General features: G+C 70.7%; 11 protein-coding genes and 2 tRNA genes. 4 read left to right on the top strand and 9 right to left on the bottom strand.

Annotated features, from left to right (window positions below; translation table 11 throughout):
- Positions 1-72: 72 nt before the first annotated feature.
- Together ACSDQ9_RS00310 and ACSDQ9_RS00305 are read left to right on the top strand one after the other, a co-directional pair.
- Positions 73-798 carry an IclR family transcriptional regulator gene (locus ACSDQ9_RS00310; RefSeq protein WP_435142439.1) on the top strand — a complete coding sequence of 242 codons (726 nt, stop codon included), beginning with the start codon at positions 73-75 and terminating at the stop codon, positions 796-798.
- 254 nt (positions 799-1,052) lie between these two features.
- The gene (locus tag ACSDQ9_RS00305; RefSeq protein WP_435142437.1) at positions 1,053-3,059 is read left to right on the top strand and encodes an MBL fold metallo-hydrolase; all 2,007 of its coding nucleotides are present in this window, start codon (positions 1,053-1,055) and stop codon (positions 3,057-3,059) included.
- A gap of 63 nt (positions 3,060-3,122) precedes the next feature.
- Here the strand turns inward: ACSDQ9_RS00305 and ACSDQ9_RS00300 are convergent, their stop codons facing one another.
- The 7 genes from ACSDQ9_RS00300 to ACSDQ9_RS00270 form a co-directional block, all read right to left on the bottom strand.
- Positions 3,123-4,304, bottom strand: a complete 1,182-nt coding sequence (locus tag ACSDQ9_RS00300; protein ID WP_435142435.1) for an ROK family protein — start codon at positions 4,302-4,304, stop codon at positions 3,123-3,125.
- Between the two features lie 24 nt (positions 4,305-4,328).
- Entirely contained in the window at positions 4,329-6,599 is a 2,271-nt protein-coding gene (locus tag ACSDQ9_RS00295) for an alpha-L-rhamnosidase (RefSeq protein WP_435142433.1), read from the bottom strand.
- An 85-nt stretch (positions 6,600-6,684) separates the two neighbouring features.
- A tRNA-Glu gene (locus ACSDQ9_RS00290) sits at positions 6,685-6,757 on the bottom strand.
- A gap of 69 nt (positions 6,758-6,826) precedes the next feature.
- Positions 6,827-6,898, bottom strand: a tRNA-Gln gene (locus ACSDQ9_RS00285).
- A 61-nt stretch (positions 6,899-6,959) separates the two neighbouring features.
- Positions 6,960-7,898, bottom strand: a complete 939-nt coding sequence (locus ACSDQ9_RS00280; RefSeq protein ID WP_435142432.1) for a CPBP family intramembrane glutamic endopeptidase — start codon at positions 7,896-7,898, stop codon at positions 6,960-6,962.
- 4 nt (positions 7,899-7,902) lie between these two features.
- Positions 7,903-8,706 carry a fumarylacetoacetate hydrolase family protein gene (locus tag ACSDQ9_RS00275; RefSeq protein WP_435142430.1) on the bottom strand — a complete coding sequence of 268 codons (804 nt, stop codon included), beginning with the start codon at positions 8,704-8,706 and terminating at the stop codon, positions 7,903-7,905.
- A gap of 36 nt (positions 8,707-8,742) precedes the next feature.
- A complete protein-coding gene (locus ACSDQ9_RS00270; protein ID WP_435142428.1) occupies positions 8,743-9,132 on the bottom strand; it encodes a VOC family protein in 390 nt (129 codons plus the stop codon).
- 46 nt (positions 9,133-9,178) lie between these two features.
- Here ACSDQ9_RS00270 and ACSDQ9_RS00265 point away from each other — a divergent pair, with 46 nt between their 5' ends.
- Positions 9,179-10,459, top strand: coding sequence for a thymidine phosphorylase (locus ACSDQ9_RS00265; RefSeq protein ID WP_435142426.1), 1,281 nt, complete (start codon positions 9,179-9,181; stop codon positions 10,457-10,459).
- Positions 10,460-10,480: 21 nt separating this feature from the next.
- On the opposite strand, the gene cimA is transcribed toward ACSDQ9_RS00265, so the two are convergent.
- Both cimA and ACSDQ9_RS00255 read right to left on the bottom strand, forming a co-directional pair.
- Positions 10,481-12,064, bottom strand: a complete 1,584-nt coding sequence (gene cimA, locus ACSDQ9_RS00260) for a citramalate synthase (RefSeq protein ID WP_435142424.1) — start codon at positions 12,062-12,064, stop codon at positions 10,481-10,483.
- 139 nt (positions 12,065-12,203) lie between these two features.
- On the bottom strand, positions 12,204-13,304 hold the full coding sequence (locus ACSDQ9_RS00255; protein WP_435142423.1) for a branched-chain amino acid aminotransferase: 1,101 nt from the start codon (positions 13,302-13,304) through the stop codon (positions 12,204-12,206).
- Positions 13,305-13,382: 78 nt separating this feature from the next.
- Between ACSDQ9_RS00255 and ACSDQ9_RS00250 the strand changes: the two genes are divergently transcribed.
- Positions 13,383-14,435, top strand: coding sequence for a 3-isopropylmalate dehydrogenase (locus ACSDQ9_RS00250; protein WP_435142422.1), 1,053 nt, complete (start codon positions 13,383-13,385; stop codon positions 14,433-14,435).
- Positions 14,436-14,466 lie beyond the last annotated feature (31 nt).

Genomic DNA, 14,466 nt, shown 5'->3' with positions numbered 1-14,466 from the left:
GCTCGCGCGCTCCGGCGACATCGCCAACTCTAGCGCTTGCATTTCCAAAATGCGGACATGTAATCTCAAATCATGGACGACACCAGTGGCGTGGGAGTGCTCGACAAGGCAGCCCTCGTGCTCACCGCACTCGAATCAGGACCGACCACCCTCGCGGGCCTCGTGACCGCGACCGGACTGGCCCGACCGACCGCCCACCGACTGGCGGTCGCTCTGGAGCACCACCGACTGGTGGGGCGTGACCTGCAGGGCCGCTTCGTGCTCGGCCCGCGCCTGGGTGAACTGGCGTCGGCCGCCGGCGAGGACCGCCTGTTGGCGACCGCTGGCCCCATTCTGGCCCGCCTGCGCGACATCACGGGCGAGTCCGCACAACTCTTCCGCCGCCAGGGCGAGTTCCGCGTCTGCGCCGCGGCCGCCGAGCGCCCGTCCGGCCTGCGCGACACCATTCCCGTCGGCACCCAGCTGACCATGTCGGCCGGGTCGGCGGCCCAGGTGCTGCTCGCCTGGGAGGAGCCGGAGCGGGTGCAGCGAGGGCTGTCGTCGTCGAACTTCTCCGCCGTCGCCCTCGCCTCGGTGCGCCGTCGCGGGTGGGCCCACTCGGTGGCCGAGCGCGAGCCGGGCGTGGCCTCGGTCAGCGCCCCGGTGCGCTCCCCTTCCGGCAAGGTGATCGCGGCGCTGTCGGTCTCGGGGCCCATCGAGCGCCTCGGCCGCCAACCCGGACGACTGCACGCCGCGGCCGTGATGAGCGCCGCCGAGCGCCTCTCCGAGGTGCTGCGCAGGGCTGCCGCCGCTGAGTGAGCGGGCAGTCGTCCCGGAGGACTCCGAGCTGAGCCGAACTGAGCGATCCAAAGTGGTCGGCTGGTGGAGAATGTTGACTTTTTCGACAACATTGTCCGCCAGCCGACCGTTTTGGACCGGGAGACCCGGGCAAGCGCAGAACCGTTGACTTCCGCTCCAAACGAACATTAGGGTCGAGGCAGCGAGAGAGATCCCTCCCATCGAGCCGCCACCGGACGGCGGGGACTTCTCGCCAGCTCAAAGGAGAGCCGGTCATGACCCGTCCCATCCCTTCCGCCACCCCCTCGCACGAATACGAGCACGACCACGAGTGCTCACCGACCCTTCACGGCCTCAGCCGCCGCAACCTGCTGGCCATCGCCGCCGCCCTGCCGGCTGCCGTGGCAGTCGCCGGTTCCGTCACCGGTACCGCCCTGGCCGCACCGACGGCCAAGAATGGCGGCGTCGCCTCCCTCACCCTGGACGACCTCGTCCCCGGCTTCCTCGAGATCGTCCGCGACGAATGGGGCGCCCCCGTCGGCAACGCCTGGGCAGGCGCGACCAACCCGTGGGGCACCTACACCGCGCACCGGGTGCACCGCACCCAGGACGGGCTGCGCACGTGGCGGATCGACAACTACCTGCCGGGAGCGCCGCGCGCGGACGGATCGTCCACGTCGCAGGACTCGACCTGTTGGCTGTTCGAGGGCCACGACCGCGCCCTGCTGGTCGACACCGCCCAGAACACGGCCGAGACGATGGGGGTCAACGACCTGACCACCGTCACCCACCACCTGCTCGGGCATGATGACGACGGCTCACCCCGCGCCAACCCCGTGGACTTCGATGTCTCGATCACCCACAACCACGGCGACCACACGGGCAAGTTGTTCCAGATGACCACCCGCACGGTCTACTACCCCGACCTCGACTGGCCCCGCACCCCGGCACCTGCGAACTGGGTGCCGGTGCGTGACGACGGCGGCGCCACCGTCAACGGCTCGACCGGCAGCACCGTGAAGAGCATCGACCTCGGGGGCCGCACCATCCAGATCGTCGCCCTGTACGGGCACACCCCCGGCTCGACCGGCTACCTCGACGTGGCCAACAAGCTGATCGCCACCGGCGACGCACTGGGGTCGGCCTTCGTCTGGGCCCAGTTCGCTTCGGCCACCACCTCGACCTACGTCGGCATGCTGCGCAACCTGCGTGCCCTGCTCACTCCGTTGAACGGCGTGGCGCTGCTCCCGGCTCACTTCGACCAGCTGCGCATGTTCAGTCGCGGTCAGGCTCCCCTGAACGGACGGATCGGCGACCTCGACTACGTCAAGGACATGATCACCGCCGCCGAGGGTGCCCTCGACGGCTCCATCGCCGCCGAGCCCTACTTCCACGTCGGCCGCGAGGCCGTCTGGATCGGCGGCGGTTCGAGCCGCCTGGTCTACTCCCTGACCAACATGTATCCCGGGGGCGCTGGCACCGTCGGCGACTACCACCGCGTGCAGATCCCGAGCCGCTACCTGCTCGACCCGTGGTCGGAGGCCACGTACGCGTACCTGCGCAACATTCGCACCGACCTGCAGCTGATCCGCGACCACGGCAACCGCTCGCTGTACCTGATGCGCGGATCCAAGCGGGCGCTGCTGATCGGCACCGGCGTCGGATCGCCTGGCCTGCTGGCGTTCGTGCGTCGCACCCTGGCTGGCAGCGGGGTGCCGCTCGAGGTAATCGTGACCAGCGGTGACGACGACCAGCTCGGCGGGCTCGAGCAGTTCCGCGGGTGCACGGTGCACGCCTTCGAGGGCACCGATCTGGGGACGGGGCGCACCACCGGTGTGGTGCGCCACCGTGCCGGTGACGTCATCGACCTCGGACGAGACAGCTCCGGCCGCACGGTCGGTCTCGAGGTGCAGCCGTTGCCGGGTCACTCGTCCGACGCCATCACGCTGCTGGACGCGACCTCGCGGGTGCTGTTCGCCGGCGATGCCCTGGGCACCCAGGGTGGTTCGAGCGCGGGTCTGGTGCTGTCGTCGTCCGATCTCGCCGGCTACCAGGCGGCGCTGAGCGGCTGGCGTGCCCACACCGACGGGGCCTTCGACACCCTCTACACGGCCCACAACCACCAGTGGTTCACGCGGCCCGCCTACGTCGACTCGGTCGCCACTGCCGTGGCCGCCGGAGTCAGCAATCCCGGGGCGTTCGTCGCCTCTCCCCTGCCGGGGCACCGCGGCCTGACCGCTGGCACCGGCGACGTGCAGGCGTTCGTGCACGTGCCCGCCTGAGGGCACCGGTGACCCGGCCCCTCCCCCAGGGGGTCGGGTCACTGCACCTCACGCTCGGCACACTCACGAACGGCGAGCGAGCACGTCGTGCAGCCCGACGCCCAGAGCGGCCGGGGTGCCCAGCGGCAACCAGGCAGCCAGCGCGTCCGGCGAGAACAACGCATCCGCGGCCAGGAAAGCGGCGCCCACCAGCCCAGCGCGGTCGCTGAGGGGCGAGACGGTGACCTCCAGGTCACGCTGGGCCGTCACGAAGGCCCGCCGCTCCACCTCGCCGCGCACCAGATCGACGACCGGGCTGCCCGCCTCGACCAGCGTGCCGCCCAGCACCACCAGGGTCGGGTCGAGCAGCGTGACCACGCTCGCCACCACCCTCCCGAGACGGACGCCCGCCCGCCGCAGCACGGTGTCCCAGTCGTCGCCGGCCGCCTGCTCACGGGCCAGCTGCTCGGGTGCGAGGAAGGCGGCCAGACAGCAGGTGTTCCCGCACCAGCAGGGCAGGTCGTCCTCGTCCGGCACTCGCAGGTGCCCGACCTCGCCCGCGGCCGAACCGCCGCGTTGCAGGCTGCCGCGCAGGGCGATGCCGGCACCGATGCTCGGCCCCGTCTTCACGAACAGGGCGTTCTGGCGGCCGCGGGCGAGTCCCGCGCGCAGCTCCCCGAGCATCATCAGGTTGACCTCGTTGTCGACCCACACGGCCACACCCAACTCGTCGGCCAGTCGACGACGCACGGCCAGACCGTCCCAGCCCTCCATCACGGTGCCGTCGAACAGGTGGCCGCCGAAGACGGTGCCGGCCTCGACGTCGACCGGTGCCAGCACGCCGACCCCGACACCCCACAGCGGACGATCGACGGTGGCGGCCACGTCTCGGAGCGCGTCGGCGAGGGCCGCGACCGTGCGATCGGGGCCCTCGCCGAGACTCAGGGGGTGCTCGAGCTGGGTGAGGATCTCGCCGCGCAGGTCTGCCACCCCCACCGTGACCGAGTCGACGTTCATCTCGGCCATGGCGACCACGCCGGGCCCGCCGGCGAACTCGAGCAGGCGCGGCATGCGACCACCGGTGGACTGACCCAGGGTGCCCTCGGCGACCAGACCGAGGTCGGCCAACAGGGCCACCCGCTCGTGCACCACCTTGCGGCCCAACCCCGTGTCCTGTTCGAGCGTGGGCCGGCTGGCGGGGCCGACCAGCCGAAGCCGCTCGAGCAGCGCCGCCTCCTGGCTGATGGGGTGGACTCCTGAACTCACGCGCCCAGTCTCGCCCACCTCGGGTCAGCCGGCCGCCACCACCCGCACGTGTCGGCCCGCCGGCAGCTGTTCGGCCGGTACTCCGGGCAGCACCAGTTCGGCCTCGACCGGGGTCTCCAGCTCGACCCGGAAGCCCGTCTCCTGATCATTGGCCTCCGCTCGCTCCCACCGGATCGACACTCGTCCGTGGGGGGTGTCGAGCGAGGCTCCTGCCCAGTCGAGCCCGGGAGCCTGCTCGGCCGACGGCAGCACCGGTGCGAACCTCACCCGCGCATACCCGGGCTCGGCGGGGGCCAGGCCGGCGATCGAGCGGTGCAGCCAGTCGGCCACCGCGCCCAGCGCGTAGTGGTTGAAGCTGGTCATCGATCCGGGATTGATGGAGCCGTCGGGCAGCATCGAGTCCCAGCGCTCCCAGATGGTGGTGGCTCCCATGGTCACGGGGTACAGCCACGACGGGCAGGCGGTCTGCAACAGCAGTGCCATCGCATCGTCCAGGTGCCCGGTGAGCGTCAGCGCGTCGCAGACGAACGGGGTGCCGGCGAACCCGGTGGCGATCACGTGACCCTCGTCCCGGGTCAGCTGGGCCAACCTGTCCCCCGCCCCGGTCAACCGGTCGCCCTCGAGCAGTCCGAAGACGATGGCGAGGGCATACACGGTCGGGCAGTCCGAGAACACGGTGCCGTCGTCGCCCACCCAGTGCTCGTTGAAGGCGGCCGTCGTGCGGGTCGCCACCTCGTCCAACCGGGCGGCGTCAGCGTCGTGGCCGAGCAGGCGGGCCGCCTCGGCGGTGAGTCGACAACTGCGGATGAACGCGGCCGTGGCGACCACGCCCTTGTCGGCGCGCGCCTGGTCGGCCGCCTCCGCGGGAGCCGCCGGGTCGAGCCAGTCGCCGAACTGGAAGCCCGTGTCCCACAAGCCTGAGGGCGAGAGCAGACCGGTGACGTGGTCCACATGGTCGACCATCGCCGGGTAGGCCTCGGCCAACGCTTCGGCATCGCCGTAGGCCTGCCAGGCCGCCCACGGCACCCAGACCGCGGCATCGGCCCAGATGGCCGGGGTGGCCGCGTCGTCCGAGAGGTACTTCAGCGGGTCGGGCACGACGAAGGGCACCCTGCCGTGCTGGTGCACCTGCTCGGCGCGCAGGTCGCGCAGCCAGTCGGCGAGGAAGGGGCCGACGTCGTAGAGGAAGCAGGCCGAGGGCGCGAAGACGGCGAGGTCTCCCGTCCAGCCGAGTCGTTCGTCGCGTTGGGGGCAGTCGGTGGGCACGCCGACCACATTGCCGCGCAGCCCCCAGACAACATTGCGGTGCAGCTGGTTGAGGCCGTCGTGCGACGACTCGAAGGTGCCGGTGCGCCGCAGGTCGGAGGAGACGACCACCGCCCGCAGACCGGAAGCCAGGTCGACCCCCTCGGGCCAGCCGTCGACCTCGACGTAGCGGAAGCCGTGGAAGGTGAGCGTCGGCTCGAAGACATCGGTGCCGCCCGACAGCACGAACCGATCGGTGGCCTTGGCATCGCGCAACGGACGCACGCCCAGTTCCCGGTCTTCGAGCACCTCGGCGTGCCGCAGGGTCACCACGGCCCCCGCGTCGCCGCGCACCGTGGCTCTGACCCAGCCGACCAGGTTCTGGCCGAAGTCGACCAGTGTGCGCCCCGATGGTGACCGGGTCACCTGCACGGGAGCGAGTTCCTCGTGCCGGACGATCGGCGGGTTCGGGTGGCCCACCAGCACGCCCGGGTCAAGCTCATTCACCACGACCGGGCGCTCCGGGAGGGTGTCGCCCCGACGGCGCGCGTCGATGGTCTGCCCGTCGTAGAGGTCGTCGTCCAGCACGTCGGAGCCCCGCACCCGCCAGTCACCGTCGGTGACCACGGTCTGGCGGTGACCGTCGTCAAAGGTGAGCTCCAGGCGACCGGCGAAGCCGACCGTATCGCCGTACAGGTGGCGCCTGCCCGGCTCCCAGGTGAGCCGCCCGGCCCACCAGCCGTGGCCCACCAGGGCACTCGCCTCGAGTTCGGCCCCCGGCTCGTTGGCGGTCAGGTCGCGGATCACCTCGGTGACGTCGAGATCGCGCACCCGCAGGCGCCACTCGTAGCTCGACCAGCCGGGGGTGAGCACGTCGGGTGCCACCGGACGACCGCCGAGCCGCGGTTCCACCACCCCGTGGGCGGTGACCAGCCAGTGCGCGGAGGCGACCGCACCGTGATCGGGGTCGAGGCGGAACGAGCGGACGAACAGCGGTGCGCTGCCGTCGTGGTCGTCGGGGGCGGTGATCAGGCGGGCGTCATCGAGCATGAAACGATTCAACCAGCCCTGGGCGCGGGTTCGTGCGGGTAGGGACACGAAGAAGGCCCGTCAGTTGCCTGACGGGCCTGTTCCGTACCCCCGACCGGATTTGAACCGGCGCTACCGCCGTGAGAGGGCGGCGTGCTGGGCCGCTACACAACGGGGGCCAGCTGCTGGCTGGGCCAGCGCTTGAAGAACTTTACTGGAAACCTTGCGGGCTGCCAAATTGCTCTCCGCAGGGGTACTAGGACTCGAACCTAGAATAAAGGAACCAGAAACCTTCGTGTTGCCAATTACACCATACCCCTACGCTGCCGACTCGCCCGGCGGATCGAGACCCACCGCACTGCCCGGCAACGAGGACCAACTCTAGAGCACGCCAGCCCCTGCGCTCAAATCCGCGGGAGTGCGATCGGCCACGTTCAGGCGACGACCGAACCACCAGCACAGCGCGGCCGTCACGGCGAAGCCCGCGACATCCCACACGGCCGCCATCGCGGTGATCTCAGTGACGCCCTTCGCACTCGCCGCACCGCCGGAGAAGATGGCGTAGCCGAACGCGAACACGTTGTTGACCACGTGCGCAGCGATGCCCGCCTCGATGCCACCGGTGAGCACCACCAGTGCGCCCGCGAGCAGGCCGAACGCGAACCGGTCGACGAACAGCCAGACGTTCTGCACGCCGTGGAAGAGGGCGAACACCAGCGCCGTCGCCACCACGGCGACCCAGCGGTTGCGGGTGATGCCGCCGAGGGCCTGCAGCAGGTAGCCGCGGAAGAAGAACTCCTCCCCCGCCGCCTGCAGCGGTGAGAGCAGCACCACGAACAGCACCCACAGCCACGCCTGCGCCGGCACCGACCAGGTCGGCGACTGGCCCCACTGCGAGATCCACATGACGGCGTTCAACGACACCGCCGCGATCACCAGGCAGCCGAGCAGGTAACGCCAGCGCATGCCCGGTTGCACCGAGGCCAGCCACGCCGGGCGAATCCGGTGCCACCCCCACACCAGGGCGATGCTGATGGGAATGAGCATCGCCAGTCCGAGATGGGTGGCCGCCAGCCCCTCCGGCAACTGGTACGACAGCGCCCGCTTCGAGTAGTCCGCGAACGAACCCCCCGGACGACGCACCAGCCAGCCCACTCCCGCGGCCAGCTGGGCGACCAGCGGCACGATGATGGCGTAGCCCGACAGCCCGATCAGCACCCCGAGGATGCAGCGGATGACCGCCTGGTTGCCGCGCCGCAGCACATCGGGGTAGGCCGCCGACGGCTCGGGATCGGCGACCGGCTCGAGAATCTGCTGCACCGGCTCAGTCCTCGTCCACCACGGGGTTGGTGAGCGTCCCGATTCCCTCGACGGTGACACTGACCTCCTGCCCGGCCTGCATCGCGCCGACCCCGGCCGGGGTGCCGGTGAGAATGACGTCACCGGGCAGCAGGGTGGTGAAGGCCGAGATGTAGCTGACCAGGTCGGTGATGGAGCGGATCATCAGGTCGGTGTTGCCGTCCTGGCGGGTCTCACCGTCGAGGGTGGTGCTGACCCCGAGGCGCCCGGCCTCGTCCACCGACAGGTGGGTGACCAGCCACGGGCCGAGCGGGCAGAAGGTGTCCCAACCCTTGGCCCTGGCCCACTGGCCCTCGGGCTTCTGCAGGTCGCGGGCGGTGACGTCATTGGCGACGGTGTAGCCGAAGATGACCTCCTGCACCCGCTCGGGGGGAACGTGCTTGGCGATCCGCCCGATGACGACGGCCAGTTCGCCCTCGTAGCTCAGTTCGGTGACCTCGGCGGGCTTCACGATGGCCTCGCCCGGCCCGATCACCGACGTGTTCGGCTTGAAGAACAGCAGCGGACGGTCGGGCACCTCGTTGCCCAGTTCGGCGGCGTGGGCGGCGTAGTTGCGCCCCACACCGATCACCTTGGAGCGCGGGATCACCGGCGCGAGCAGGCGCACCTCGTCCAACCCGTGCCGCTGCCCCGTGTAGTTGACGGGCCCGGCCAGCGGGTCACCCGTGATCTGCGAGACGGTGTCGGGGTGGTTGCCCTGGTCGGCGGCCAGTTCGACGATGCCGAAGGCGGGGTCGGCCCCGGGCAGGGAGTATCGGGCGATGCGCATGGGCCCAAGCCTATCGGCGCGCCGCCGGCGGCCGGATCAGGCGAACAGGCAGAACGGATGCCCGGCGGGGTCGATCATCACCCGCACCGTGTCCTGGGGTTGTTCGGCGGCCAGTGTGGCCCCGCAGTCGAGGGCCCAGGCGACCGAGGCGTCCAGGTCGTCCACCCAGATGTCGAGATGCTGACTGGCGAACTGACGCCCGGCCTCGGCCGGCCACACGGGTGTGGTCCACTGGGCTTCGCGCTCGAAGTTGAGGGTGACTCCCCCGCGCCCCTGCGCATCGAGCGGACGAGGGGCCGTGAGTTGGGCCCAGCCGGGTTCCTGCGAGGTGACGGTGGTGTCGAGCAGGTGGGCGTAGAACTGGGCGAGGGCCACCGGGTCGGGGCAGCCCAGCGTGACGGAGGTGACCTGCAGGTGGGGCGTCATGGGGGGAGTCTGCCACCGCCCAGACCTCGACTGCCATACTGCCGCCATGAGTTCCTTCGATGCTGTCGAGCTGATTCGCGCCAAGCGGTCGGGTGCCGAGCTGACCGCCGACCAGATCGACTGGCTGATCCCGGCCTACACCCGCGGCGACGTCGCCGACGAGCAGATGTCGGCCATGGCGATGGCCATCTACTTCCGCGGCATGGCCGATGCCGAGCTCTCCACCTGGACGACCGCCATGATCAACACCGGCGAGCGGCTCGACTTCTCGGGGTTGTCCCGCCCCACCGCCGACAAGCACTCCACGGGGGGCGTCGGCGACAAGATCACCCTGCCGTTGGCCCCGCTGGTGGCCGCCTGTGGCGTCGCGGTTCCGCAGCTGAGCGGACGAGGCCTCGGCCACACCGGCGGAACCCTCGACAAGCTCGAGGCGATTCCCGGGTGGCGGGCCGCCCTCAGCAATGACGAGATGATGCGCCAGCTCGAAGAGGTCGGCGCCGTCATCTGCGCCGCCGGCACGGGGCTCGCCCCGGCCGACAAGAAGCTCTACGCGCTGCGCGACGTCACCGGCACCGTTGAGGCCATTCCCCTGATCGCCAGCTCGATCATGTCGAAGAAGATCGCCGAGGGCACCGACTCGCTGGTGCTCGACGTGAAGGTCGGCGCCGGCGCGTTCATGGACACCCTCGACAAGGCCCGCGAACTGGCCACCCGCATGGTGGCGCTCGGCACGGCGGCCGGCGTGAACACCGTCGCCCTGCTGACCGGCATGGACACCCCGCTCGGCCTCACCGCCGGCAACGGCATCGAGGTCGCCGAGTCGGTGGAGGTGCTCGCCGGTGGCGGACCCGCCGATGTGGTGGAGCTGACGCTGGCCCTCGCCCGCGAGATGGTGCAGGCCGCCGGCGTCGACGTCGACCCGGCCGACAAGCTGGCCGACGGGTCGGCCATGGATGTCTGGAAGGCGATGATCCGCGCCCAGGACGGCGACCCCGATGCCCCGCTGCCGACGGCGCGGCACAACGAGGTGGTCACCGCCGACGGCTCCGGCACCCTCACCCGACTCGACGCGATGGCCGTCGGATTGGCCGCCTGGCGGCTGGGGGCCGGTCGGGCGCGCAAGGAAGACCCGGTGCAGGCCGGCGCCGGGGTGGTCATGCACGCCAAGCCGGGTGACCGGGTGACCACGGGTCAGCCGCTGTTCACCCTGCTCACCGACACCCCCGACGCGTTCGACCGCGCGAAGCAGGCGCTGGCCGGTGGCTGGACGATCGAGTCGGGAGCGGCAGCCTCGTCCGCCCCGCTGGTGATCGAGCGGGTCAGCTGACCGGCTGCTCCGCCAGCCCCCTCAGTAGCCCTTGACGAGGCCGTACAGGTACCCGTCCGACAGGGCCTCCCAGGAGGCCTCGATGACGTTGGTGCCCACGCCCACGGTCGTCCAGGTGCGGTCGGTGGTGCCCATGTCGATCAGCACCCGTACGACCGCGTCGGTGCCGAAACCGGCCTCGAGAATGCGTACCCGGTAGTCCGAGAGTCGGTACGGCAGCACCTGCTCGAAGCCGTGGCTGAGCACCTCCCGCAGGGCCGAGTCGAGGGCGTTGACCGGGCCGTTGCCGGCCGCGGTGACGGTCTTCTCGTCGCCGTCGACGCTCATGGTGACGGTCGCGGACGAGTCGCCGGGCGTGTTCAGGGCGGCGTGCCGAGTGGCGACCTCCCAGGCACCCACCTCGAAGGGCTTGTCGAGCGTGCCGAGGATGTCGCGCATCAGCAGCTCGAAGCTGGCGTCGGAGGCCTCGTAGGAGTAGCCGTTGGCCTCACGGTCCTTGACCACCTCGGCCACCCGGGCGGCGGTGTCACGGTCGGGCAGGTCGAAGCCCAACTGCTCGGCCTTGATCTGAATGTTGGCGCGACCCGACATGTCTGAGATCAGCATGCGCATGTCGTTGCCGACCAGGGCGGGGTCGATGTGCTGGTACAGGTTGGGGTCGACGCGGATCGCCGACGCGTGCAACCCCGCCTTGTGGGCGAAGGACGAGTGGCCCACGTAGGGCTGGCGGGCATGCGGAGCCTGGTTGGCGATCTCGGCGATCGCGTGGCTGATGTGGGTGAGCGACTCGAGCCCTCGTCCGCCCAGGGGCTCCCAGCCGTACTTGAGCTGCAGGTTCGCCACCACGGTGGTGAGGTCGGCGTTGCCGGTGCGCTCGCCGTAGCCGTTGATGGTGCCCTGCACGTGCATGGCACCGGCCTCGACGGCGGCCATCGAGTTGGCCACCGCGCAGCCCGTGTCGTTGTGGCAGTGGATGCCCAGGTCGACGCCGATCGCGGCCGCCGACGAGACCACGTCACCCATCCAGCTGGGTAGCATGCCGCCGTTGGTGTCGCAGAGCACGACCACCTCGGCCCCCGCCTCGGCGGCGGCCCGCACGACCTCGAGCGAGTAGGCCTCGTTGCGGCGGAAGCCGTCGAAGAAGTGCTCGCAGTCGACGAAGACGCGCTTGCCCTCGTTGACCAGGTGCGAGACGGTGTCGCGCACCATGGCCAGGTTCTCGTCCAACGTGGTGCGCAGGGCCTGCTCGACGTGGCGATCGTGCGACTTGGCGACCAGGCAGATGTGCGAGGTCTGGGCGTCGCGCAGGGCGGCCACCAGCGGGTCGTCCGCGGCCTTGCCACCCGGCCGACGCGTCGATCCGAAGGCCACCAGGGTGGCCGAGCGCAGGTTCAGCTGTTCGGCGGCTGCCGCGAAGAAGGCGGTGTCGTTCGGGTTGGCGCCGGGCCAGCCGCCCTCGATGTGGGTGACCCCCAGCTCGTCGAGCAGGGCGGCGATGCGCAGCTTGTCCGACACCGTGAGCCGCAGGCCCTCCTGCTGGGCGCCGTCGCGCAGCGTGGTGTCGTAGATGTGCAGGCTCTCGGGGGCGACGGGGGTGAGCGTCACTGGTCAACTCCTGTGCGGGACTCCGAAGCCCCAGGGGATCCGGGGCAGGGTTCCATCGTGAGACCTGTGCAGGACGACGCGTGCGCGGTTCCACGCTTCGATACGGAACCGTAGGTTGGCGGCTCGCGGCCTGCCCCACTCAGGCCAGCCGGTGCAACCAGCCGTGGGTGTCGGCGGCTCGTCCGTACTGGATGTCGACCAGCCGCTGACGGATCCGCAGCGACACCGAGTCTGCACCCGGCTCGCCCACCTCGACCTGGTCGTGCTCCGAGCGGATCGCGCGGATGGGGGTGATCACGGCGGCCGTGCCGCAGGCGAAGATCTCGGTGAAGGCGCCCGACTCGACCCCCTTCACCACCTCGACCCAGCTGACCGGGCGCTCCACGGGGGTGAGGCCGAGGTCGGCGCCCACCTGCAGCACCGACGACCGAGTGACTCCCTCGAGGATCGTGCCGGAGGTCTCGGGGGTGATCAGCTCGCCGTTGCTGCTGACCAGCACGATGTTCATGCCGCCGAGTTCCTCGAGCCACTTGTGCTGGACGGCGTCGAGGAAGAGCACCTGGGAGCACCCGTGCTCGGCAGCCTTCGTCTGGGCCTGCAGCGAGGCCGCGTAGTTGCCGCCACACTTGGCCGCACCGGTGCCGCCGGGAGCGGCGCGCGAGAACTCGTCCTCGAGCCAGATGTCGACGGGCTTCACGCCGCTGGTGAAGTACGGCCCGACGGGCGAGGCGATCACCAGGTGGGTGACCTGCTTGGCCGCGCGCACGCCCAGGTATGCCTCGCGCGCGAACATGAACGGACGAAGGTACAGGCTCTGCTCGGCCTGACCCGAGGCGGGGTCACCGGGATGCGGCACCCACCGTTCGTCCAGACGGACGAGGGCCTCGATCGACGCGATGAAGTCCTCGGCCGGCAGGGTCGGCAATTGCAGCCGGGTGGCCGACCGGGCGTAGCGGGCGGCGTTGGCCTCGGGCCGGAAGGTCCACACCGAGCCGTCGGCGTGCCGGTAGGCCTTCATGCCCTCGAAGATCTCCTGGGCGTAGTGCAGCACCGCCGCGGCGGGGTCGAGCTGGAGCGGCCCGTACGGCACCACGGCCGGGTCGTGCCAGCCCTGGTCGGCGGACCACTCGATGCGAGCCATGTGATCGGTGAAGTAGACCCCGAAGCCGGGATCGGCGTGCACCTCGGCGATGCGGGCGGCATCGGTGAACGTGGCATCGGCGGGCAGCGTGAACTCCATGGACGCAACTTATCCGCTCCCCGCCCGGGTGGTGGAATCGGCGCCGGGCTTGCCGTGACGCTGGTTACAGTCACCGCCATGACAGCAACCATCGCCGTGATCGGCGGAGACTACATCGGCCCGGAGGTGACGGCCGAGGCGCTCAAGGTGCTGAAGGCCACCGTCGGGGAGTCCACCTTCTCGTTCGTCGACTACGACCTGGGCGCCGAGGCCTGGAAGCGCACCGGCGAGGTGCTGCCCGACTCGGCCCTCGAGGAGCTCAAGCAGGTCGATGCGATCGTGCTCGGCGCTGTCGGTGCGCACCCCGGCGACCAGCAGATTCCCTCGGGACTGCTCGAGCGCGGGCTGCTGCTGAAGCTGCGCTTCGCGCTCGACCACGCGGTCAACCTGCGCCCCTCGAAGCTGTACCCCGGCGTGCCGTCGCCGCTCGCCGACTCGGTGATCGCCGGCAAGACCGTCGACTTCGTCGTCGTGCGTGAGGGCACCGAGGGGTTGTACTGCGGCAACGGTGGCGCCGTGCGCGTGGGCACCCCCCAGGAACTGGCCACCGAGGTGAGCGTCAACACCGCCTTCGGGGTCGAGCGGGTCGTCCGCGACGCCTTCGAGCGCGCCACCCGCCGCCGCAACCACGTCACCCTGCTGCACAAGCACAACGTGCTGGTGAACGCCGGCAAGCTCTGGAACCGCGTGTTCACCGAGGTCGCCGCCGAGTACCCGCAGGTCGAGACCGACTACCAGCACATCGACGCCGCCATGATCCACCTGACGACCAACCCCTCGCGGTTCGACGTCATCGTCACCGACAACCTGTTCGGCGACATCGTCACCGACCTGGCGGGAGCGGTCACCGGCGGCATCGGTCTGGCGGCCAGCGCCAACATCAATCCGACGCGCGAGTACCCCTCGATGTTCGAGCCCGTGCACGGCTCGGCGCCCGACATCGCCGGCACCGGCAAGGCCGACCCGACGGCCGCGATCTCGTCGATGGCCCTGCTGCTCGACCACCTCGGGCGCGCCGACGACGCCGCCCGGATCGTGGCGGCCGTCGAGACCGACATCGCGGGGCGCGCCGGCAAGCAGCGGGTCACGCAGCAGATCGGCGACGACATCGCCGCCCTGGTGGCCGGCTGAGGCGGGGTTGCCGCGGTCCACGGCACCGCGC

The sequence above is a fragment of the Aestuariimicrobium soli genome (assembly GCF_051192575.1).
GTDB classification, from domain to species: Bacteria; Actinomycetota; Actinomycetes; order Propionibacteriales; family Propionibacteriaceae; genus Aestuariimicrobium; species Aestuariimicrobium soli.
Note: the sequence above shows the minus strand (reverse complement) of the source record. Positions and strands in the feature narration are given on the sequence as shown.